This is a genomic window from Ammoniphilus oxalaticus (genome assembly GCF_003609605.1).
Taxonomy (GTDB): Bacteria; Bacillota; Bacilli; order Aneurinibacillales; family RAOX-1; genus Ammoniphilus; species Ammoniphilus oxalaticus.
This window is the reverse complement of sequence record NZ_MCHY01000009.1, coordinates 413,699-434,588: the sequence shown is the minus strand read 5'-3', so window position 1 is coordinate 434,588 and position 20,890 is coordinate 413,699. Positions and strand designations below refer to the sequence as shown.

At 44.8% G+C, this 20,890-nt stretch carries 19 protein-coding genes; 7 read left to right on the top strand and 12 right to left on the bottom strand.

What is annotated here, in order from left to right:
- Positions 1 to 245: 245 nt before the first annotated feature.
- From BEP19_RS13575 to BEP19_RS13565, 3 genes are all read right to left on the bottom strand, one after another.
- A complete protein-coding gene (locus tag BEP19_RS13575; RefSeq protein ID WP_120190451.1) occupies positions 246 to 872 on the bottom strand; it encodes a hypothetical protein in 627 nt (208 codons plus the stop codon).
- A 289-nt stretch (positions 873 to 1,161) separates the two neighbouring features.
- Positions 1,162 to 1,617 (bottom strand): Lrp/AsnC family transcriptional regulator, encoded by a 456-nt coding sequence (locus BEP19_RS13570; RefSeq protein WP_120190450.1) that lies wholly within the window; start codon positions 1,615 to 1,617, stop codon positions 1,162 to 1,164.
- Between the two features lie 280 nt (positions 1,618 to 1,897).
- The gene (locus BEP19_RS13565) at positions 1,898 to 3,076 is read right to left on the bottom strand and encodes a class I SAM-dependent methyltransferase (RefSeq protein WP_120190449.1); all 1,179 of its coding nucleotides are present in this window, start codon (positions 3,074 to 3,076) and stop codon (positions 1,898 to 1,900) included.
- A 149-nt stretch (positions 3,077 to 3,225) separates the two neighbouring features.
- Here BEP19_RS13565 and BEP19_RS13560 point away from each other — a divergent pair, with 149 nt between their 5' ends.
- The 5 genes from BEP19_RS13560 to BEP19_RS13540 all read left to right on the top strand — a co-directional run bounded on the left by BEP19_RS13560 (position 3,226) and on the right by BEP19_RS13540 (position 10,234).
- Positions 3,226 to 4,554 carry an efflux RND transporter periplasmic adaptor subunit gene (locus BEP19_RS13560; RefSeq protein ID WP_170145373.1) on the top strand — a complete coding sequence of 443 codons (1,329 nt, stop codon included), beginning with the start codon at positions 3,226 to 3,228 and terminating at the stop codon, positions 4,552 to 4,554.
- The gene (locus BEP19_RS13555) at positions 4,541 to 7,642 is read left to right on the top strand and encodes an efflux RND transporter permease subunit (RefSeq protein ID WP_120190447.1); all 3,102 of its coding nucleotides are present in this window, start codon (positions 4,541 to 4,543) and stop codon (positions 7,640 to 7,642) included. Before BEP19_RS13560 ends, BEP19_RS13555 begins: the two co-directional genes overlap by 14 nt.
- A 20-nt stretch (positions 7,643 to 7,662) precedes the next feature.
- Complete coding sequence (locus BEP19_RS13550) at positions 7,663 to 8,343, top strand: response regulator transcription factor (protein WP_120190446.1); 681 nt, start codon at positions 7,663 to 7,665, stop codon at positions 8,341 to 8,343.
- A complete protein-coding gene (locus tag BEP19_RS13545; protein WP_120190445.1) occupies positions 8,340 to 9,743 on the top strand; it encodes a sensor histidine kinase in 1,404 nt (467 codons plus the stop codon). Before BEP19_RS13550 ends, BEP19_RS13545 begins: the two co-directional genes overlap by 4 nt.
- Before the next feature lie 92 nt (positions 9,744 to 9,835).
- Entirely contained in the window at positions 9,836 to 10,234 is a 399-nt protein-coding gene (locus BEP19_RS13540) for a hypothetical protein (RefSeq protein ID WP_120190444.1), read from the top strand.
- A 49-nt stretch (positions 10,235 to 10,283) separates the two neighbouring features.
- On the opposite strand, the gene BEP19_RS13535 is transcribed toward BEP19_RS13540, so the two are convergent.
- Complete coding sequence (locus BEP19_RS13535) at positions 10,284 to 11,195, bottom strand: sigma factor regulator N-terminal domain-containing protein (RefSeq protein ID WP_120190443.1); 912 nt, start codon at positions 11,193 to 11,195, stop codon at positions 10,284 to 10,286.
- Positions 11,196 to 11,687 carry an RNA polymerase sigma factor gene (locus BEP19_RS13530; protein WP_120190442.1) on the bottom strand — a complete coding sequence of 164 codons (492 nt, stop codon included), beginning with the start codon at positions 11,685 to 11,687 and terminating at the stop codon, positions 11,196 to 11,198.
- 143 nt (positions 11,688 to 11,830) lie between these two features.
- Between BEP19_RS13530 and BEP19_RS13525 the strand changes: the two genes are divergently transcribed.
- Entirely contained in the window at positions 11,831 to 12,349 is a 519-nt protein-coding gene (locus BEP19_RS13525; RefSeq protein ID WP_120190441.1) for a sigma-70 family RNA polymerase sigma factor, read from the top strand.
- A complete protein-coding gene (locus BEP19_RS13520) occupies positions 12,342 to 13,661 on the top strand; it encodes a DUF4179 domain-containing protein (protein WP_120190440.1) in 1,320 nt (439 codons plus the stop codon). The genes BEP19_RS13525 and BEP19_RS13520 overlap by 8 nt, the downstream gene beginning before the upstream one ends.
- A gap of 305 nt (positions 13,662 to 13,966) precedes the next feature.
- On the opposite strand, the gene BEP19_RS13515 is transcribed toward BEP19_RS13520, so the two are convergent.
- From BEP19_RS13515 to BEP19_RS13485, 7 genes are all read right to left on the bottom strand, one after another.
- On the bottom strand, positions 13,967 to 14,974 hold the full coding sequence (locus BEP19_RS13515) for a C-terminal binding protein (RefSeq protein WP_120190710.1): 1,008 nt from the start codon (positions 14,972 to 14,974) through the stop codon (positions 13,967 to 13,969).
- Positions 14,975 to 14,996: 22 nt separating this feature from the next.
- The gene (gene dgoD / locus BEP19_RS13510) at positions 14,997 to 16,145 is read right to left on the bottom strand and encodes a galactonate dehydratase (RefSeq protein ID WP_120190439.1); all 1,149 of its coding nucleotides are present in this window, start codon (positions 16,143 to 16,145) and stop codon (positions 14,997 to 14,999) included.
- The gene (locus BEP19_RS13505) at positions 16,142 to 16,798 is read right to left on the bottom strand and encodes a bifunctional 4-hydroxy-2-oxoglutarate aldolase/2-dehydro-3-deoxy-phosphogluconate aldolase (RefSeq protein WP_120190438.1); all 657 of its coding nucleotides are present in this window, start codon (positions 16,796 to 16,798) and stop codon (positions 16,142 to 16,144) included. Before BEP19_RS13505 ends, dgoD begins: the two co-directional genes overlap by 4 nt.
- Before the next feature lie 17 nt (positions 16,799 to 16,815).
- Positions 16,816 to 17,784 carry a sugar kinase gene (locus tag BEP19_RS13500; protein ID WP_120190437.1) on the bottom strand — a complete coding sequence of 323 codons (969 nt, stop codon included), beginning with the start codon at positions 17,782 to 17,784 and terminating at the stop codon, positions 16,816 to 16,818.
- Between the two features lie 3 nt (positions 17,785 to 17,787).
- The gene (locus BEP19_RS13495; RefSeq protein WP_120190436.1) at positions 17,788 to 19,104 is read right to left on the bottom strand and encodes a TRAP transporter large permease; all 1,317 of its coding nucleotides are present in this window, start codon (positions 19,102 to 19,104) and stop codon (positions 17,788 to 17,790) included.
- Between the two features lie 2 nt (positions 19,105 to 19,106).
- Positions 19,107 to 19,625 carry a TRAP transporter small permease gene (locus BEP19_RS13490; protein WP_120190435.1) on the bottom strand — a complete coding sequence of 173 codons (519 nt, stop codon included), beginning with the start codon at positions 19,623 to 19,625 and terminating at the stop codon, positions 19,107 to 19,109.
- Positions 19,626 to 19,733: 108 nt separating this feature from the next.
- Positions 19,734 to 20,792, bottom strand: a complete 1,059-nt coding sequence (locus BEP19_RS13485; protein WP_120190434.1) for a TRAP transporter substrate-binding protein — start codon at positions 20,790 to 20,792, stop codon at positions 19,734 to 19,736.
- Positions 20,793 to 20,890: the final 98 nt, after the last annotated feature.

The window sequence follows — 20,890 nt, the reverse complement described above, 5'->3', positions numbered from 1 at the left end:
GTTCACAATGATGATCCTTTTGACTCGTTGACTCCCGCATGTTGGGCAATGAGCCTTGATCTTGAAGATACTGCAGCAATTTTCACATTTCATTTTCATCCACTTCAGCTCCTTTTATTTTTTTATATGGTCTATAGTATGTATCATATGCGGTAAAAGAGCCCGATAGGTCTTTATTCGTTCAACAAAATTTTACACAGATACAAAAACCAGGACGATCGACATAGTAAGATGCGCGTCACGAATTAACACGCCAAGGAAGGATCCCCGCGCTCGAATCCTCCCCATACAACCTGATCCGCCCGATGACTCCGCGTAATAAATGCCGGTGGGTGTCGATGCGTCCTTAGCAGACCATTCACTAATTGCTGTCTACCTGTATTATCCCCACTTACATTTCCAAATAACGCGATTGCTTGCTGTTGGAATGGTTGTAATTGCGTGACAGCGCAAGTTACTTGTTCCGCCACTAACACGGGGCGCTTCGGTTGCTCCTGTTGTTCCTCCGCTTCAATCCAATCGACGGCATGATTATCAATCGGTTTGATTGGGGTCAACGCTTCGCCGCGACTGTTATGAATCGTAACCTGACTATTTTCGTAAGCGACTGACAAAGCCTCCTGTAACGAGCCTAGCAAGCGATCAAAGTGAACTGTTTTATATTGGACTTGAATTTGAAGTCTATTCATTAAAGAATAAACCGATTGTTGTTGGCCATCTGAGCGTAACGCATTGCAAATTAATTCAAGCAACTCAAAAATACTATTCCAAGGCTTCTCCACGTCTGTCAGGACACGATGAAATTGCAGTTTTCCCTGATTGTCACTAAACATCACTTGAGTGAATACAAATCCGACCGTAACATTTAACATTGATTCAACACTCCCATCATGTTTTAGATGACTGACAGTGGGCCGTTCCCGGGTTAGCCACGTTGCTTCGTTTCTGATTACCTTTATTTTACAGGGATGGACAAGCTCTGCAAAGGGGGGTAATTTGTTGGAATTTGACTTTCGTCACCGAAGATTCGACAAAGGTGAGAGCATTTCTCCCTTTTTCAGTCGAGTTATGAGGATATCCGTACCTTTTCCAAGTAGAAACAAAAAAGCTTCCTCACGGAGTCAATTGCTCTTTAGGAGGAAGCCTAATCCTGTTAACTCATTAAATTAAGATGGAACGTTCTTCTTTGAAGCGACGTAGCAACATTTCACTCGTAATATCTTTAATCCCGTCAATCGCATACAATTTTAAAATGAACTCCTCAACATGTTCGGTATCGTCCAACATAGCATGAGAATGTAGATGCAGTGATCCGCTCATCTGATAAACATTCGTTATTTCATCGTAAGCAACCAAGGCTTCGACAACGGATTCCAACTTCATCCACTCAACTTCAATGTCAAAGTAGACAGACAGCTGTGTGCCGGCCTTACGCGGATCGACTACAATCGTGAACCGTTCAATGATTTCATTTTCAACGAGGGAATTTACTCTCTCTCTTACAGCTGCCCTCGATAGGTCCACAACTCTGCCAATTTCAGCATTGCTCATTCGTCCATTTTTTGACAAGAGCCGTAAAATTTGCGCGTCAATCGCATCGATATCTTTTAATTTCATAATCCATTCCTCCCTCATTTCCCGTGGTAAAACTCTATATTTTTTATCATCCTTCCGCTCACGGACCGTTGCTATGGGAGGAGCAATCGGTTCCATGAAAGACCGCTTTAAATGACTCTCACTCAATGTAGATTAAAATGTTCTGATTGTCAATGTAATAAAAGGTTCAAAAAAAAGTGATCCTAAAAGAAAGCGTAAGCCTTCCTTTAAGATCACTATAAGATAGGGGAGAACAAAGGTAAAGGAGATTTAATCCTATTATGACCCCACTCTTTCCTTTTTATACACGTTCATGAAACATCGGCTCTAATACATCTTCCAGGGCATGTTCCAAAAATGGATCGACCCGCATAAACGTTTTAAACGCCTTGTATTCCTTCATTGATTGCAAACGATCTTCAGCCGTGTTCCCTTTGACTGCTCGAATCAATAAATTTTTAGGTGTGTGTTCCAGATCAATAAATTCTAACAACTGAGTTCGATAACCGACAATCTCCAGTAACTGCGCGCGAATACTATCCGTTGCTAATGCAGAAAACCGTTCTTTTATAATCCCGTGTTTCAACATCGGGGCCATCGTCTCGTTTTCTACCTGCCTCATTAATTCATGCTGACAACAGGGTACCGAAAGAATCACATCCGCGTCCCAACGGACCGCCTTTTCCAAAGCGGCGTCTGTCGCCGTGTCGCATGCATGCAACGTAACAACCATATCGACTTGATCGAGCCCCTCGAACTCGTTAATATCGCCGACTTGGAACTTCAATTGCTCGTATCCTAACTTTTGCGCTAAGGCATCACAATGGCGAATCACATCTTCCTTTAAGTCGAGACCGATCACGCGAATATCCAATCCTTCTAAATGATGCAAGTAATGATAAAGGGCAAACGTTAGATACGATTTTCCGCAGCCAAAATCAACGATATTTATTTGTCGTTGCTTTTTTAAATGAGGAACGATATCTCGAATCATCTCCACAAAACGATTGATCTGACGAAATTTATCAAACCGCCTCGCGAACACTTTCCCCTGCGCATTCATCACGCCAAGTTCCTGCAAAAAAGGGACCGGTCTTCCTTCTTCGATTAAGTAGTTCTTCTTCCGATTGTGCGTAAGATCCGCTTGTTGCCTTGTCGGCTTTTTATTTAAAATCGTCACCTTAAATTTCTTGCTAATCAACACTTGATAATCCGACTTCGCCGCTTGAATGTATACTTGTCTAAATTTCGTTTGAACTAATTCCATTACCTGTCCAATCGTTCCGTTCGGAAGCAAATTATCATGGATGACTTTGTTTGCGTAATGGTAACTAAATTGATAGTAGAGGCCATCTTTTAATTCAACTGGCTTGACCTCTACCTTTGTATAAGAATCCTTTTTGCGCGGATTGCTTAACGTAGCCTGAAACAATTCCGCCTGCTCGATCAGCTCTGTAATTAACTGTTGTAATTTTTCCATCTATACATTGACTCCGATCTCTTCCATTCTCGTTTCTTATGTTACCTCAATTTTTACGGTTCATGCAATTGGTTCACGGCCCGTTCATATAACAATGGGAAGATGAACAATAAAAGGGATCGTATCGAAATATGAAGGAGGAAACCACCTTGACCAAGCAGTCTTATACATACTTTTTTATGATAATCATCGTTGCTGCATTCCTCTCCGCGTGCGGCAAAGAGGCCGCCGTCACCGACACGGAACAAACCTTTCCCGTCTATATTAAACAAGCCCAAAGCGGTTTATTACAAGATACGCAAAAACTAACGGGAGAAGTAGCTGTTAGCAAGGAAATTCAACTTTCAGCGAATGTTTCCGCAAAAATTGAAGCGATTCATGTTCGAAAAGGGCAACACGTTGAGGCGGGACAGCTACTTGCTACGCTTGATCAAACCGATCTACGCAACCAATTGAAACAGGCGGAAGTATCATTGCGAACGGCGCAAGTCAATGTAGAAAACGCGAAACTAAACCGACAGAAGGAAATTGACCAAGCCCAACTTAATCTACAAAACACTCAATTTGCCTACCAAGAGACAGGCATAGCCGATTCAAACGCGATGACCGCTTTACAAATAGCGGAAACGAATCATCAACGGGCTGCCATGTTACATGAACAAGGAGCGATTCCTAAAATTGAACTAGAACAGGCGGAGGACGCCCTACAAAAAGCCCAAGCTTCATTGCAACAACAACAACTTACCCGCCAAAAAGCTCAAGCAGCGATTCAAGCAGCGGAAAAAGCAGTGGCGAACGCGAATCGGACAGAAGGGATCAAAGCCGCCGAATCTTCCGTTACGCAAGCGCAACTAACGATTGAATTAGTAAAGGACCAAATGAAGCAAGCGGCGATAACAGCGCCATTTGCCGGTAAAGTGACGAATATTGCCCTAGAAAGCGGGGAAATGGCTTCCCCGCAAACCCCGCTGCTGACACTCGTTCAGACGAATCCGCTGCTTATCAAAACGTCTGTAACTGAAAAGGTATTAGCCGAACTTGAACTCAACCAAGCAGTAAGCGCGGCGATAAAATCTATCGGAGAAGATGTACAAGGGAAATTAACCTTTATCAGCGCGGTTACCGATCCGCAAGCCAACGTTTATCCGATTGAAGTGGAACTAAAGGCCCCCTCTGCAAAAGTAAAACCAGGGATGGTCGCTGAATTAACTCTGGCGAAACAAGTTAGCGGCGAAGAAGGGATTCTCATTCCAAACGAAGCTCTCCTGTTCGTTAATCAAGAACATTATGTTTTCGTCATTAATGAAGATATGCGAGCGGAACGACGATCCGTTACCGTCGGTAAGGAAAATGAACAATGGGCTCATATTCAGGATGGATTAAATAGCGGCGAGAATATCGTTGTCAAAGGGCATCTAACACTCAAAGACGGAGCGCTTGTTGAGGTCACGGAGGTGATTGCCGATGAAACTGATTGATTTATCAGTCAAAAGACCTGTCGCTGTCATCATCTGTGTGGTTCTTATTATTTTTGTCGGCTTGATGTCACTAAGGAACATTGCTGTTGAATTGTTTCCGAGGTTTAACATCCCCGTTGTTGTTGTAAGCGCCTCTTACCCAGGAGCCGCCCCAGAGGAAGTGGAGAATGTTGTCACTAAACCATTGGAAAGGGTATTAAGCGGGGTAAACCAACTAGATACATTACAATCTTCTTCCCGCAGCAATCAGTCCGTGTTATTGCTAGTTTTTGACGCTTCCACGGACATTGAGGAAGCATTGGATGAAGTTCGAGAGACATTAGATAAAAATAGACACGTCATTCCATCGGACCTCGAACCGCCGAACGTTTTAAACATAGATCCGAATGCCCAACCGATCGTCCAGTTGAGCTTATCCGGTGATGTATCATTAGCGCGATTAACCGACTTAGTAGAAGATGTGATTCAACCGCAACTTGAAAGGGTTAACGGGGTTGCGCAAATTGACGTTAATGGAACGACAAGCAAAGAGATTCAAATCGAAGTTGATCCTGGGATGCTCACCGCATACGGTTTAAGTATCAATGACGTTTCGCGAGCAATATCGGCCAACAATCAGAGTATGTCCGCGGGCAGCATGACGCGCGGCTCGCAAGATATGAATATCCGCTTACTTGGCGAATATGAGCGATTGGAAGAGATAGAACAACTCCTGATTACGCTCCGCTCGGGACGAACCATTCACTTGTCCGATTTGGCCACCGTGAAAGACACTTTTACAGAGCAGGAGACATTTTCCTATGTTAACGGAATTCCAGCGGCGCGTATTTCGGTTATGAAGCAAGGGGACGCAAACACAGTCCAAACAGCTGAAGCGGTCACTCAACAGGTCGAGCAACTTAACTTGTTGTTGCCTGATGACGCCAAATTAACCGTGATATCTGATAGTTCCGTATTTATTCGAACAGCTGTCGACGATGTGATTAAAAACTTGATCATCGGTAGTCTACTCGCATCGATTATATTGTGGGTGTTTTTACGTAACTTGCGCAGCACCTTTGTCATTATTTTATCCATTCCGATTTCAGTCATCTCGGCCTTCATTATGATGTATCTCTCTGGGTCGACTGTCAATCTATTAACGATGAGCGGACTGGCCCTCGGCGTGGGGATGATGGTCGATAGCTCCATCGTCATCTTGGAAAACATTTTTAGATATCGCCAGCTCGGTCATGAACCGCTCGAAGCTTCGATCATCGGAGCAAAAGAAGTAGGCGGAGCTGTGTTCGCTTCCGCTCTCACGACAGTCGTCGCCTTTCTGCCCATCGCCTTTACCCAAGGGGTTGTCGGACAACTTTTTAGACCGTTAGCGTTCACGATCAGCTTTGCCCTGATTGCCTCGTTAATCGTCTCCATATCACTTGTGCCGATGTTGGCGGGGCGCTTGTTAAAGATAGAGGAGACTCGTTCAAAAGAAAGTAAACGACTTGAACTTACAGCGAAAATCGGAAACGTTGCGGAAAAAACGTATCAACGTCTGTTGCGCTGGTCGCTTCGTCGAAAAAAGACAACGTTATCCTTAACGGCTGGTCTCCTGATCATCAGTCTGACTCTGATCCCATTATTAGAGATGGATTTGCTGCCGGGATTGGATCAAGGAGAACTGCAAATCATCGCAACATTGCCTGAAGGAACCCATCTGGAGGAAACGTACCAGGTTCTATCGTCCCTTGAACAATTTTTACTAGAAAAGGACGCCGTTGAACTCGTGGCGTCAACGGTTGGAAGTAAAAGCGATCGAGATGGCGACCGAACGAACACAGGAAACTTATTCGTCCAGCTCAGTACGACTACCAAAAGGAATGTGTCGACAGATGAACTCATTGCGCAGGTCAATCAGTTCGCAACTCAATTTCCCGATTTAAAGTTAAACACCATCGCGCAAGACAGCACGACCGGCACACCGGATGTCGCTTTGAAAATAGCGGGTCCAGACACAGATACGTTACACGAGATTTCGAAAGAGATGGAAACAATCCTCGAAACGATTCCTGGGATTACGAATTTAGAAAACTCAATGGGCGATACGAGACCTGAATTGCGAATTCAGATTGATCGGGAGGCAGCCGCTCGTTATCAAATGCCGATCGCCGATATTATGCAGAACGCTCGGGCAGGGATTCGCGGACAAACAGCAACAACGTTGAGATTGAATAATCAAGAGATTGATGTTTCTGTGACGATCCCTGAGTCCTATCGATCCGATTACGAGTCTTTGCGACAATTACCGATGATGACACCAAACGGAGCAACGGTTCCTTTAGCTGTTCTTGCGGAAATAAAGATGGTCGATGGCGCGAACACGATCACACGTGAAAATATGGAAAGAGGCGTTGAACTTACAGGGAGTATTGTCGGCAGAGATTTGCGTTCCGTAACACGAGAAATCGAACAAACGTTAGACTTGATCCACACCCCAGAAGGGTATACGATTTCCTTAGAAGGGGGAAGTTTAGAGCATGGCATGGCCATCGGCGAGTTAGTATTCGCCCTCGCTTTATCGATTGTTTTGGTATATGCGGTCATGGCTGTTCAATTTAACTCGTTTCTCTATCCGTTTATTATTATGTTCAGTATGCCCGCCACAATCATCGGAATGGTTGCTGGGTTGTTTATTACGCGTCAATCACTGAATGCCCCGGCTTTGATCGGTTTAATTATGCTTGTCGGGATCGCGGTTAACAACGCGATCATTATGATTGACTACATTAACAAACTTAGAGAGCGCGGTATGCCGCGGGACGAAGCTCTCGTCACGGGAAGCGCGCGTCGATTGCGCCCTATTTTTATGACCACCTTTACGACCGTATTGGGCATGTTGCCGCTCGCTTTGGGGATTGGAGAAGGCGCTGAAATGCAACAATCGCTCGGAATTGTGATTGTATTTGGGCTCACATTTTCAACATTAATCACGTTAGTCCTCATCCCTGTGATGTATGTCTATTCAGATCGATTCAGCGAATGGACGCGAAGCTTATTTACCAAACGAAAAACCGCGCCCCCAAGCGACACAAGCATAAATGCTTAAATCTATGAGGGAGAAATGGTATGATCAAGATTTTAACGATCGATGACGATATCCATATTTTAAATCTACTTAACATCCATTTAACGGAGGCCGGTTACGCCGTCCTCCAAGCTAAAAATGGGATGGACGCTTTAGCCCTGCTTGAAAAGGAATCATGTGACGCAGCGGTCGTCGATGTGATGATGCCCTACCTTGATGGGTACGCTTTAACAAAAAAGATCCGTCAACAATACGACATCCCAATCATTTTGCTAACCGCCAAAGATCAAATAGAGGACAAAGAACGCGGGTTTCTATCCGGCACCGATGATTATTTAGTAAAACCATTTGAACCGCGCGAACTCATCTTTCGTCTTGAAGCGTTATTACGCCGCTATCAAAAACAAACAGATGATACGATCGCCCGCCTTGGAACGACAACAATTAATAAGCGAAGCTATGAAGTTCAAATTGATGACCGCACTTTTTTACTTCCTTTAAAGGAGTTTGAATTATTGTATTTTTTAGCGACCCATCCGATGCAAGTATTTTCAAGAGAACAACTTATCGAACAGATCTGGGGACTCGATTACGAAGGAAATGAGCGGACCGTTGATGTCCACGTTAAACGATTACGAGAACGCTTTTCCAAATTAACCGATGATTTCGAATTGAAAACGGTGCGTGGGGTCGGCTATGCGTTAGAGGAAAAACGCGGATGAGATCGCTTTACGGTAAGTTTATGATCGTCACCTTTGGGATCATGATTGCCAGCGGGCTGCTCTCTTTTATGCTGGCGAACGCCTATTACCAACACCAACTGAAGCCTGAAAACGACCAAAAAAACACCGAGCTGGCGTTACAGGTTGTTTCGTTTATTGAACAGAATCCCGATCTTGACCTTGAAGCCTACCTACATAGCCTAGCTGCTGTTGGCTACCAGCTTCACTTGGTCCAGGAATCGGGAGATTCCCTTTTTTTCGGTGGGCCCTTTCGCGACAAGTCGTTGCCTGTCTCGATTGAAAAGCGCGTATTGAACGGAGACATTTATCACGGCATTCTCCATTTTCCGCAGGAGACATTCGTTACCGGCTTTTTTGCGAATGAATTGCGCAATACAATCGGTGTCCCCTTAACGTTCCATGGCCAGCAGTACGCCCTCTTTTTAAGACCGAGTATCGAATTTCTATTTCGTGAAATGCGCAGCTTGTTTGGCTTACTGATCATCTTCTCAACCACGCTAAGCATCCTGATGGTTGTCATCAGCGCCAAATTTCTTGTCAATCCCATCGCCAAACTTACCAAAGCGACGACCCATTTATCCCGCGGCGACTTCCAAGTTGAACTTGATATCGCGAGACAAGATGAATTGGGCGAGCTAGCCCAAAGCTTTTTGAGAATGGCCAACAAACTGGAACAAATAGAAGACATGCGAAAGGAATTCATCTCAAACATCTCTCATGATATTCAATCTCCGCTATCCAATATAAAAGGGTATGTAAACCTTTTAGAGAAAGAAACGGTGGTCGGAAAAGAAAGAAGTCAGTACGTGGCGATTACAAACGCTGAAATTCAACGTCTATCTACATTAACGAAACAACTGTTGTTGCTCGCTTCTTTGGATCGGAATGAAGATATTCTTAGAAAAACGCATTTTAATGTGAGTGACCAATGGAAAGAGTTGATTCGTAGCTATCAATGGCTGATTAGCGAAAAAGGGATCATGCTTAGCTACTCGTTACCCGACACCGAAATCTATGGGGATCCATCGTTACTCAATACGGTTTGGGACAACCTACTAACAAATGCGATCAAATATAATCAGGCGGATGGCAGCATGGACGTTTCCATTCACAAAACAGCAACAACGGTTTCGATTAAAGTTGAAGATACGGGAATTGGACTCTCGCAAACGGAATTGGAACGCATCTTTGAACGCTTTTATCGCGCAGACAGTTCTCGGACACGAACAATGGAAGGGACTGGATTAGGGCTATCCATCGTCGCCACGATCGTTCAGCTACATAATGGGCAGATTCAGGTAACCAGTAAGGAAAAAGAGGGAACAACCTTTATCGTTGAGTTACCAATTGAGCCAAAAGAAGATTTGCAGCACATTTAAAAACATTGAATTCATCTTCCGTTCACATATATACAGTATATTGATAGTAGAAACATTGTTTATATTAATAATGTAAACGGAGGACATATTTGATGAATCATTACAGTCAAACTTTACTACGATTTTCGGCGCTGTTCGGGTTGATCGGGGCCATTTTAGGCGCTCATATGGCGGGCTCAGGTTCCTATGCGTTCCGACCTGTCCACGCTCATATTCTCGTTGTCGGTTGGTTAAGCTTGTTCGCCTGGGCTGTCTATTATAAAGTTTTCCAAACGACCGAAACGATGCTTATCAAACTTCATTTTTGGAGCGCGATCATCGGTTCGAGCGGCCTTACGATTGGCATGTGGCTATTTATGGTCAAACCGTTTGAAATACCGAAAGCGGTAGAATTAATCGTCTACATCGGCGGCGGGGTGATCTTGCTGCTCAGCTACGTCTTCTTCTTTATCCTTACCCTTTTGAATCGGCCGGAAAAAACAGAAGCTTAATATAGGAACAAGAACAAGGGTTGTCCTCGGCGGGCAACCCTTGTTTGTTTTATTTCTCTGGCTCGATATACGGAACAATCGGGGCGGTAGCTCCGACAGAGGCGGCGCGGATGAAATCCTGATTTTCTAACGCTTTGAAATTTTGCGTTTGACCCGTCAGCATCATCCCTAACACTTTTACCTCATCGAATGATTTGTCTTTGTTCATTTCTAAAAATTGTTGAATCCCTTCAATATGACCCTTCGGATCATATTGCTGCAACGCCTTCACAAAACTTCCATACGCCTCGTCCGGCTCATCTCCCGGATTAAATCCATAAACAGGCATACCCACAGGTCCCATTTTTTCATCTCTCATTTCCGATGTTAAATACAGCCAAACGGTGTTTAAGTTGTTGGGAATTTGCGCCTGAATTTCTTGAAACGTGTACGGCTGATCGAAGGAAATCGCCACCTCTGCGACATGATTGTCGAGTTGGGTAACCCCCGCTAATTCATTTGGAATCGAAGAATATTTTTCGTTTTCAGGATGATAAAAGGTCGCTGATTTATTCTTTGTTTGTTTATCGTACTCATAATATTGTGTATCCGACCAATATAAACTTGGAATTATTTCGTTAAAATCAATACTACTTCGAATCCAATCGTATGGACTTGTCAACGTACTCCACGGGACGATGTAGCCATTAATATTTTTAGATCGATTCGTTGTGATGTTGCCGCCAAACGTGGAGGAACTACTGGTCACTTGAGAATCAATGTTAACGTTCGGCTGGGCAATTTGATGATACAAAAAAAGTTTATTATGAAGTTTCGCGGAACCTTTTGCCGCAAAATGATTCCCCGTTTTATAAAGAACTGGGATTGAAATTAGTACAACCAATGTCGAGATAATGATCGTTTTTAGTAATTGTTTTCGCTTGGCTTTCTTTAACGCGCTTTTCAACGATGATGTTTCCATCTATGTTCTCCCTCCTATGGTTGATCGAATGGATTGCCGCGCCCGGTACAATCTTTGTTTCACATTGTTTACTTTTATATCCAGCATCGTGGCAATCTCTTCATACGAAAGATCGTAATAATACTTCAAAAAGAAAATTTCTTTGTGCTCTTGTTTGATATCCTTTAAAAGATAGACAATCTCGTCCTTATTTAAAAAAGCGTCAAACGCGCGATCCGTATGTTGCAACATCGCGAACATTTCATCCGTAATGTAAATGTTCTGCTGCTCCTTTTTTCTCATGAAATCGATATGCTCGTTCAGCGCCACTCTAAAAAACCAAGGTCGGATGTTCACCTCCGTCAACTCATCCAACAATGTATACACTTTGTAAAACGTATTTTGAATGATATCCTCCGCATCTTCTTTTCTGGATCCTCTCATTTGCAATAACCGTAACACTTCCTCTCCTAAGTTGAGCAAGTAGGAGGCAAGCGCATCTTCTTTTTTCATCGTTCTTCCTCCCTACACTTATACAACGGATGAGCAGTGATAAAAGTATACACTTAGAGCTATTTTTAAAATCTATCTTAAGCCAAATGATGCATTCGTTTGTCTAATAGATGTGAATCGCGCAAAGAGAGGGGTGAAATACAATGATTCGTTTAGTGGAAAAATCCCAAAAGGGGGACGCCAAAGCCTTTCTAAAGCTTTTTCAAATGTATGAGATTGAAGTTTACCGAACAGCTTTTATCTATGTAAAAAATGAAGATGATGCCTTAGATATTGCGCAGGATGTCGCTTATCAGTCTTTTAAAAAGATCCGATCGTTGAAAAATCCAGAGTATCTAAAAACGTGGCTTATCCGTATTACAATAAATTGCGCAATTAATACTGTTCGAAGAAACCAAAAAGTGGTCCATCTTAAACCTGAAATTGAACAAATGATCAGTTCAGAGGATGAAGACATTCCACTTTCCCTTACCTTGCAAGAACTAATTGACACGTTGCGCGAGGATGAAAAAAGCGTGGTACTACTAAGGTTTTATCACGATCACACATTCAAGGAAATAGCCGAAGCATTGGACATACCGCTTGGGACTGCAAAATCAATTCTATACCGAGCCTTAGCAAAATTGCGAAAGGACTTGAAGGAGGTTAACTCACATGAATAAACTAAAACAGGAGCTAGAGAAAATAAAGATCCCGAAAGAATTACACAGTAAAGTGCGCCTTGGCGTGAAGTTGGCTAATAAGGAGCAACCAAGAATGAGATTTAAGAAAATGGTAACATTTCCATTGGCAGCCTCTTTATTTCTCGCGCTTACAATTGGCGTTGGGGCCGCAACCATACCCGCTTTTAATCATTTATTATCCTTTGTTAGTCCACAAATAGCGCTCTATCTTCACCCTATCGAAGCGAGCAGTGAGGATGATGGTATTAAAATGGATGTCATTGCTGCAATGAATGATAATGAAATGGCTGTTATTTACGTGACGATGCAGGATCTTGTCGGAGACCGAATCGATGAAACACTTGATCTCTATGATTACTCATTAATCGGGGCATCCATGTTCAATAGCCAAATAGTTGATTATGATGAAACAACGAAAACGGCTACATTACGGATTCAAGCTAACGGAGGAAAAGATCTCAACAATAAAAAAGCGCGCTTTCAAGCGCAAACTTTTCTAAGTCACAAACAAAAATTTGAAGATATTCGGGTCGATGCCAATTGGACAGAGGTAGAAGCGAAAAACGTTGAAACGATTCCTCTAGACATGGACAATATTCCTGGCGGAGGTGGCGAATTGTATAATGAATTAAAGAGACAGGGAACTGTCCAAGTTTTGAAACCTGGTGAGATTAAGTGGACTCTTCCAGAAATAGACTTTATGCGCATATCTAATCTCGGAATCATCGATAATCGTCTTCATATTCAAGTAAAATGGACGGGAAATGATATTGATAGTCACGGTCATTTTTATCTTACCGATGACTTGGGTAATAAAATCTACTCATCAAGTGTTAGTTTTGGACTTGATCCAGTTGGAAAAACCGGTTACGGAAATGAGTATAACGAATATGTTTTTAATATCGAGCATCTCGATCTAAATCAGTTTTCGCTTATGGGCAACTTCTATTTTAATGGTAACAACAGTAGAGGAAACTGGAACACCACATTTAAGATCAAATCCGTTGGAAATGAGTGGTCCAAAGACTTTCAACGGGAATTTAGAACCTGGACCGCGCATCAAATCACCGTTTCGCCGCTTGGTGTTAGTTTATATGGAAATGGTAAATTTGATAAAGATGACACAATAACAGTGGAAGCAAAAATGACCGATGGCAGTCTTTTAGCCTTTGACTCAATGATCAGCTTTACTGAAAAGGATCAAGTAATCGTAAAATTCACTTCACCCGAGCCGATTGATATTTCTAAGGTTGAAAGGATTCGTATTGACAGCGTTGAGGTCGAAATTTAAGCAGCCCCTATTTGTATTGATTCCCTCGATGTGAGCAAGAGGAAAAATTTCGTGACCAGCCGCGCGATTTTTGTGAGCTAACGCTACTTTTTGTGACCTGGAGCTGAATTTTTTTGACCTAGCAAAAATGGTTGCTTGATCAAGACGCGATTCCTTGAAAAAGTAGCGGTAGCGCGTCGTGATGGTGTCGATCAGAACCCGATGCTTTCAAATAAACGTGAGCGCGCGTCATGAGACTCCGGATCAAAGCGCGATTCTGACCGCCCATCGCGGCCACCACAAATCCAAAAAGCCCAACATCGTATCTACTCCGATGTTGGGCTTTTCTCCTTCAATTTCACTTTCTCTCGTACCTCTCGATTGACGAGATAACGCGGCCAGTAACCTGACAAAACGTCCACGACGTTTTCCGCTACTTTGCGCTTTAATTCTTCCTGCGCTTCATTGGAATGCCAGGCAGCGTGCGGGTTCAAGATCACCTGGTCCATCTTCATAAACGGATGATCCGCGGGAATTGGTTCTTGCTCCAATACGTCCAACCCCGCCCCAGCGATCGCTCCGCTTTCTAAAGCGTTGATCATTGCTTGCTCATTAATGATCGGTCCACGAGCGGTATTGATGATCACCGCCTCCGGTTTCATTCGTCGGAATTGTTCAGGTCCAATGAAGCCTCGCGTCGCTTCCGTCAGCGGTGTATGGATGGAAATAAAATCGGCCTGCTCGCAAAGCGTGTTCAGATCGACCAGCTCCACATTCAAATCGCGCGCGACATGCTCTGGCAAATACGGATCATAAGCGATCACCCTCATGCCAAAAGCTTGCGCTTTTCTAGCGACTTGTTGTGGAATTCTACCAAGTCCTACTAACCCGAGCGCCCTACCGCGCAAGCGAAACATCGGCATCCCGACTTTATAATCCCAAACGCCTTGTTTGACTGCTTGATTATACACAACAGTTTTACGAGCGCATGCCAATAAAAAAGCCATCGCATGATCGGATACTTCATCGATACAGTAATCAGTTACATTACTAACGATAATCCCTTTTTCCGTTGCGGCCGCCAAATCAACGGTATCGACGCCGATTCCATAGCGAGAAATCACTTTACACTTATCTAACTGCTCGATCACTTCCCGCGTAAACGGGGCGTATTGCGTCAGAACCCCATCGGCGTCTTTGCATATTTCAATCACGTCCGCTTCCGAGCGACATTGCGCTTTTATCAAGGTAATCCCTAGACGGTCAAGTACCTCTTCCTCCGGGTGTACATCAGCATAATCAAAATCGGTTACAACGACTTTCCATGATCCCATCAATCCACCAATACCTCCCTTTTTACCATTCAGCAACCGATCCATCCGCGTGTCTCCAAACGGGGTTTTTCCATTTGTGACCTTGCTTCGCCATTTTCCGAACATGTTCCTCATCGATCTCGACTCCCAAGCCGGGTCCTTGTGGGATGCGAACAAAGCCTTGTTCATAATCGAAAACAGACCGATCAACGACATAATCCAGCAGATCGCTGCCCTCGTTATAGTGGATCCCCAAACTTTGCTCTTGAATAAACGCGTTATGCGCGGTTGCGTCGACTTGCAAACAAGCAGCGAGGGCAATAGGCCCGAGTGGACAATGAAACGCGACAGCAACATCATACGCTTCCGCCATGGCTGCAATCTTTTTGCATTCCGTAATTCCGCCCGCATGCGATAAATCAGGTTGAATAATATCAACATAGCCATCCTGCAACAGCGGTTTGAATTCCCAACGCGAAAACATTCGCTCCCCCGTCGCGATTGGAATATGCGTATGCTGAGCAATCTCGCGCAACGCTTCATTATTTTCCGCTAACACGGGTTCCTCGATGAACATTGGACGAAACGGCTCTAACTCTTTTGCAAGGATTTTTGCCATCGGTTTATGGACCCGTCCGTGAAAATCGATTCCGATCCCAAAATCCGCCCCAACTGCTTCGCGAACCGCGCTGATTCGTTCCACAACCTGGTCCACTTTTGCGTATGAATCAACGTATTGCAGCTCCTCGCTCGCATTCATTTTTACCGCTGAAAAACCAGCTTGCTGAGCCTCTTTAGCTGCCGTCCCCACATCGTTCGGGCGATCTCCGCCAATCCACGAGTAAACACGAATCGAATCACGGCAAGCTCCGCCTAACAATTGATAGATCGGAGCGTTATGGAACTTACCTTTAATATCCCACAGGGCTTGATCGATGCCCGCAATCGCGCTCATTAAAATTGGGCCCCCGCGGTAAAAACCGCTACGGTACAACGTTTGCCAATGATCTTCAATCCGCAACGGATCCTTCCCAATCAGGTAGTCGCTTAATTCATGGACTGCCGCTTCAACGGTAGCGGCTCGTCCCTCAATAATGGGCTCACCCCAGCCAACAATCCCTTCATCCGTTTCAATTTTTAAAAATAGCCAGCGAGGCGGAACAATGAACGTTTCAAACTTTGTTATTTTCATCTTTGCTCCTCCCTTCTCGCCGCTTGGATCGCCGTGGAAAACTGACGGGCCAATGCCTCTAATTCATCATAACGACCCGCCTCGATCAACTGCTGATCGAGTAACGCCCCACCGACGCCGACAGCAACAGCTCCATTTTGAATGAACTTCGCGACATTTTCGAGAGTGATTCCCCCCGTTGGCATCATTGGAATATGTCCTAAAGGACCGCGCAATTCTTTAATATAATCAACACCTAGCGAACGGCCGGGGAAAATCTTCAACAAATCAGCCCCTGCCTGATAAGCTTTTACAATTTCCGTCGGCGTCATTACCCCAGGAATTGAAATCTTTCCGTAACGATTTGTAAGCTGAATCGTTTCCTCATCCCAAACCGGCGCAAATATAAAATCGGCTCCCATTTCAATCGCCGTTTTAGCCGTAGGCGCGTCTAACACCGTGCCCGCTCCAACCAACACCCGCTGCCCAAACTGATGTTTAATGCGGGCAATCATGGCCCACACATTCGGTGTGTCGACAGTGATTTCCAAGGCCCCGACACCGCCCGCAACTAACGCTTCCGCTATGGCGTCAATTTGATCGGCGCCAGGCCGACGAACCACGGCAACGAATCCCGAATCGATTAATCTCTGCAAGTTCGCTAACTTGTCCATTGCCTTTCATCCCCCTTCTATCGTTTGACATCTTGGGTGGCATGTTCTCCTCGTAACATCTGTTCCACGACGGATTCCGTTGGCAATCCTTCCACGTCGCCATTTGCTCCAACGACGATTGCTCCAACCGCGTTTCCTCTGCGCAAAGCTTGCTCCCATGATTCACCGCGTAAGATCCCACTGATCACACCAGCGGCAAAGCCATCGCCAGCTCCAATCGGATCAACCACTTGCGGAGCGGGAAATCCGCTTACGTAGTTGCTGCCCGTTTGATCTTGGTAAAACGATCCTTTACTGCCAAGCTTAATAATCACTGTCTTCATTGGATCCTTTTGTCGCAGCGCCGCAGCCACCTTTTCAGGCATTTGCTCCCCTGTTAGAAACTGACCTTCGTCCAATCCAGGCAAAATATAATCTGCCTGTTCCGCAATTGCCAACAACGTCGTTTTTGCTTCCTGTTCTGACCATAATTTCAAGCGTAAATTCGGATCGAACACAATTTTCACTCCATGACACTTAGCCATTTCAATTGCGGCAAACACCGTCTCTCGACAGCTTGCGCTCAGGGCTGGCGTTATTCCCGTCAAATGCAAAAGCTTGGCCCCCGCAATGTATTCCTCATCCAAATCGTCTGGAGTTAATAAACTGGTCGCGCCTTGCTTTCGGTAATAGTACACGTTGATATTTGTCGGGGAGAGTTTCTCTTTAAATAAAAGGGAGTGCGGCGCTTGATCCGTAAATGAGCATCGCGATGTATCGACCCCTTCGCCGCGTATAAATCTCAACACGAACCGTCCAAATGGATCATCTCCAAGTCGACTAAACCAACCGACCGAATGGCCCAGTCGACAGAGTCCGATCGCAACATTTGACTCCGCTCCGCCAATTTGCTTTTGAAAACGATGAACATACTCCAACGGCAACATCTCTTCTGGATTTAATAGAACCATCGTTTCTCCGAATGTAACGACGTCGAGTTGATTCACCGATCAAGCTCCTCCTTTTGCCGCAAAGTAGGCTTTAATAACTTTCACCGTGTCAGGCACAACCGTCGAAATCCATGGGACATAGGTCATCAACAACAGGCCGCCCGTCAACACAATCACAAAGGGAAAAATAGCTTTAGCGACCCGTTCCATCGGTAAGCCTGAAATTCCTGAAGCGACAAATAGATTTACGCCAAGCGGCGGTGTCATCATCCCAATTTCCGCCCCAACGACGAGTAAAATCCCGAAATGAATCGGATCAACCCCAAGCCTTATCAAAATCGGCAAAAATAAGGGGGCGAAGATGATAATAATCGATAGTGTTTCCATGAAAGTTCCGACAAATAAAATTAAAATCACGATCAATGTCAGCAAAATGAACCGATTTTCTGAAATGTTCAACATCGCATTCGCCAACAAAGTTGGGATCTGATACATCGTGACCAGCTTTCCAAAGGCTGTCGCAGTACCCAAGATGACCATAACCGAACCTGTTACAAGAGCAGAAGAAATTAACGCCTGCGGAATCTGACTCCACTTCAGTTCTCGGTAAACAAACAGGCCGATGATCAGACCATAGACAACAGCGATCACCGCTGATTCGGTTGGTGTGAAGTAGCCACTGTATATTCCGCCTAAAATAATAACGGGAGCAAGCAAAGCCCACTTCGCATCCCAAAGCGATTTAAAAAATCGGCCCAACTGAAAGGGTTCGCCTGTTCCCGTGTAGCCACGCTTTTTAGCTGTGATATAAATCCAGACGATCATGAGGACCGACAAAATAAACCCAGGGAAAAACCCGGCCAAAAACATATCCCCGATCGACACGCCCGCTACGATCCCGTATATAATCATCGGAATCGAAGGGGGAATGACAATGCCCAGTCCACCGCCTGAACCCGCTACTGCGGCCGCAAAATCTTTATGATAACCACGCTCAACCATCGCGGGAATCATTATCGAGCCAATTGCCGCGACCGTCGCCGGACTAGATCCCGAAATCGCAGCGAACAAGGCGCATGCCAAAATAGTTACAATCCCGAAACCGCCGGTAATATTTCCCATAGCTTCCTGGGCGACATTAATAATCCGACTCGACAGTCCCCCCGTTTCCATTAACGCTCCCGCTAAAATAAAGTAAGGAACCGCCATCAACGGAAAAGAGTCAAGCGCTGTAAACGACTGCTGGGCAAGAAAGGCGATCGGAATACCGCCAAAATATAAGGTGACCAATGTCGCAATCCCAATGGAGAAGGCAATCGGCACACCGATGAGCAGACTGGCCGTTAAAGTTAAAGCTAATATAGCTGGCGCCGACATCGTTACCCCTCCTCAATCGCTCTACGTAATTTTTCTTCCTCTGACAATTCATATTCACCGCGAAAACGGGCGGCAATTCCTTGAGCCACTCGCAGGGCGATCAATAAGAAGCCTAACGGGACGATGGCGTAAACAAATCCCATCGGTTGCTGCGTGGCAGGCGAAAGCTGACCAAGTCCCCAAATTTTTACGGCGGCGAGATACCCTTGATAGCTGACGACCAGCGCATAGCCAATCCATAACAAGTCAGCAAACAATCCCGCCCACCTAGCCAAGTGTCGCGATAGAAACTGATCAATCAACTCAACGCGAATATGACGACGATGTTTAGCTGCCATTGCCGCGGAAATATAAACCAACCATACGAACATAAATCTGGAGACTTCTTCCGTCCAGCCAAGCGATAGATGAAACACGGATCGGGATAAAACTTGGCTAAAAGTTAAGATGACCATCGCCGAAAACAACACAATACAAATTGATTCTTCAAAATAACGGTCGATCGCGCGTAACAAAGACATGGTTGATCCTCCTTTCAGATGAGGAAACGGTGTACGAAAAAGTGGGAAACAGCGCGAGATTATACCTCCCTCATCTGTTTCCCCCTTTCATCTCAGTTGTTACCTAGCTTATTTACTTGCATTTTCTACAGCTGTCGTTACTTTGTCGACAATATCTTTTCCAATTGTGTCAACGAATTGGGGCAACACAGCATCTGTAACCTTTTTCATTTCTGCGCGATCTGCTTCCGTGATTTCGGTCACCGTCATCCCTGCCGCTTTCAGATCGTCAACATATTCCCCATTGGCTTCACGAACAAGTTTACGCTCGTAATCACCCGCTTCTTGGGCTGCCTTCTTCATAATCTCTTGCTCTTCAGGTGTCGATTCATCCCAAAACTTCTTGCTTAATAGCAAAACAAACGGACTGTAAACGTGGTGGGTTAAGGATAAATATTTTTGCACCTCGTTATATTTTTGTAGATAAATCGTCGCGATTGGGTTTTCTTGTCCATTGACAGTACCTTGTTGCATCGCCGTGAACAACTCACTAAATGCCATTGGCGTTGGATTCGCGCCTAACGCGCGAAATGCGGCTAAGTGCAATTTGTTTTCCATCGTGCGGATCTTTAAATCTTTAAAATCTGCTACTGTCTTTACTTCATGCTTATTGTTCGTCAAGTCGCGGAATCCATTTTCCCAATAAGCCAATCCCACCATGCCTTGCTCAGGCAGCATGTCCAACAATTCTTGTCCAACGGGATCCTTCAGTAGCACCTGATCCGCTACTTCTTCATTCGGAAATAAGAATGGAATATCAAATACGGAGAATCCTGGCACAAAGTTAGCGATGGGAGCGGTCGACGGACACGTCATCTCTTGCGTCCCTAATTGCAACGCTTCCATCATTGCGCGGTCATCACCCAGTTGGCCGCTATGATAATTCTCAACGACGATCGAGCCGTTTGTGTCACGCTCCACAATTTCCTTAAACTTTTCCAACCCTTTAAATTGCGGGTGTTGATCATTCAAGCCGATACCCGCTCGAATTGTTCTTACATTTCCAGCCGCTGGCGGGTTTGCCCCCTCCTGCTTCTGCTGGTCACCGCCTTGCTGTCCTCCGCCACAAGCGGTAAGAGATAATGAAAGCAGCGATGCCGCTAAAATTCCTGTCATCCATTTACGCATATCCATTTGACCTCCCAAGCTTTTTTCTTAGAATGCCAAATGGTAATAATAACTATTCAAGGAAAGTCCATTTTGATAAATTTAAATGCGCCTTACTA

Excerpts from the sequence above, each read along its gene's own strand:
- BEP19_RS13575 (WP_120190451.1), bottom strand. The coding sequence starts at position 872 with ATGTTAAATGTTACGGTCGGATTTGTATTCACTCAAGTGATGTTTAGT.
- BEP19_RS13570 (WP_120190450.1), bottom strand. The coding sequence starts at position 1,617 with ATGAAATTAAAAGATATCGATGCGATTGACGCGCAAATTTTACGGCTC.
- BEP19_RS13565 (WP_120190449.1), bottom strand. The coding sequence starts at position 3,076 with ATGGAAAAATTACAACAGTTAATTACAGAGCTGATCGAGCAGGCGGAA.
- BEP19_RS13555 (WP_120190447.1), top strand. The coding sequence starts at position 4,541 with ATGAAACTGATTGATTTATCAGTCAAAAGACCTGTCGCTGTCATCATC.
- BEP19_RS13550 (WP_120190446.1), top strand. The coding sequence starts at position 7,663 with ATGATCAAGATTTTAACGATCGATGACGATATCCATATTTTAAATCTA.
- BEP19_RS13545 (WP_120190445.1), top strand. The coding sequence starts at position 8,340 with ATGAGATCGCTTTACGGTAAGTTTATGATCGTCACCTTTGGGATCATG.
- BEP19_RS13540 (WP_120190444.1), top strand. The coding sequence starts at position 9,836 with ATGAATCATTACAGTCAAACTTTACTACGATTTTCGGCGCTGTTCGGG.
- BEP19_RS13535 (WP_120190443.1), bottom strand. The coding sequence starts at position 11,195 with ATGGAAACATCATCGTTGAAAAGCGCGTTAAAGAAAGCCAAGCGAAAA.
- BEP19_RS13530 (WP_120190442.1), bottom strand. The coding sequence starts at position 11,687 with ATGAAAAAAGAAGATGCGCTTGCCTCCTACTTGCTCAACTTAGGAGAG.
- BEP19_RS13525 (WP_120190441.1), top strand. The coding sequence starts at position 11,831 with ATGATTCGTTTAGTGGAAAAATCCCAAAAGGGGGACGCCAAAGCCTTT.
- BEP19_RS13520 (WP_120190440.1), top strand. The coding sequence starts at position 12,342 with ATGAATAAACTAAAACAGGAGCTAGAGAAAATAAAGATCCCGAAAGAA.
- BEP19_RS13515 (WP_120190710.1), bottom strand. The coding sequence starts at position 14,974 with ATGGGATCATGGAAAGTCGTTGTAACCGATTTTGATTATGCTGATGTA.
- dgoD (WP_120190439.1), bottom strand. The coding sequence starts at position 16,145 with ATGAAAATAACAAAGTTTGAAACGTTCATTGTTCCGCCTCGCTGGCTA.
- BEP19_RS13505 (WP_120190438.1), bottom strand. The coding sequence starts at position 16,798 with ATGGACAAGTTAGCGAACTTGCAGAGATTAATCGATTCGGGATTCGTT.
- BEP19_RS13495 (WP_120190436.1), bottom strand. The coding sequence starts at position 19,104 with ATGTCGGCGCCAGCTATATTAGCTTTAACTTTAACGGCCAGTCTGCTC.
- BEP19_RS13490 (WP_120190435.1), bottom strand. The coding sequence starts at position 19,625 with ATGTCTTTGTTACGCGCGATCGACCGTTATTTTGAAGAATCAATTTGT.
- BEP19_RS13485 (WP_120190434.1), bottom strand. The coding sequence starts at position 20,792 with ATGCGTAAATGGATGACAGGAATTTTAGCGGCATCGCTGCTTTCATTA.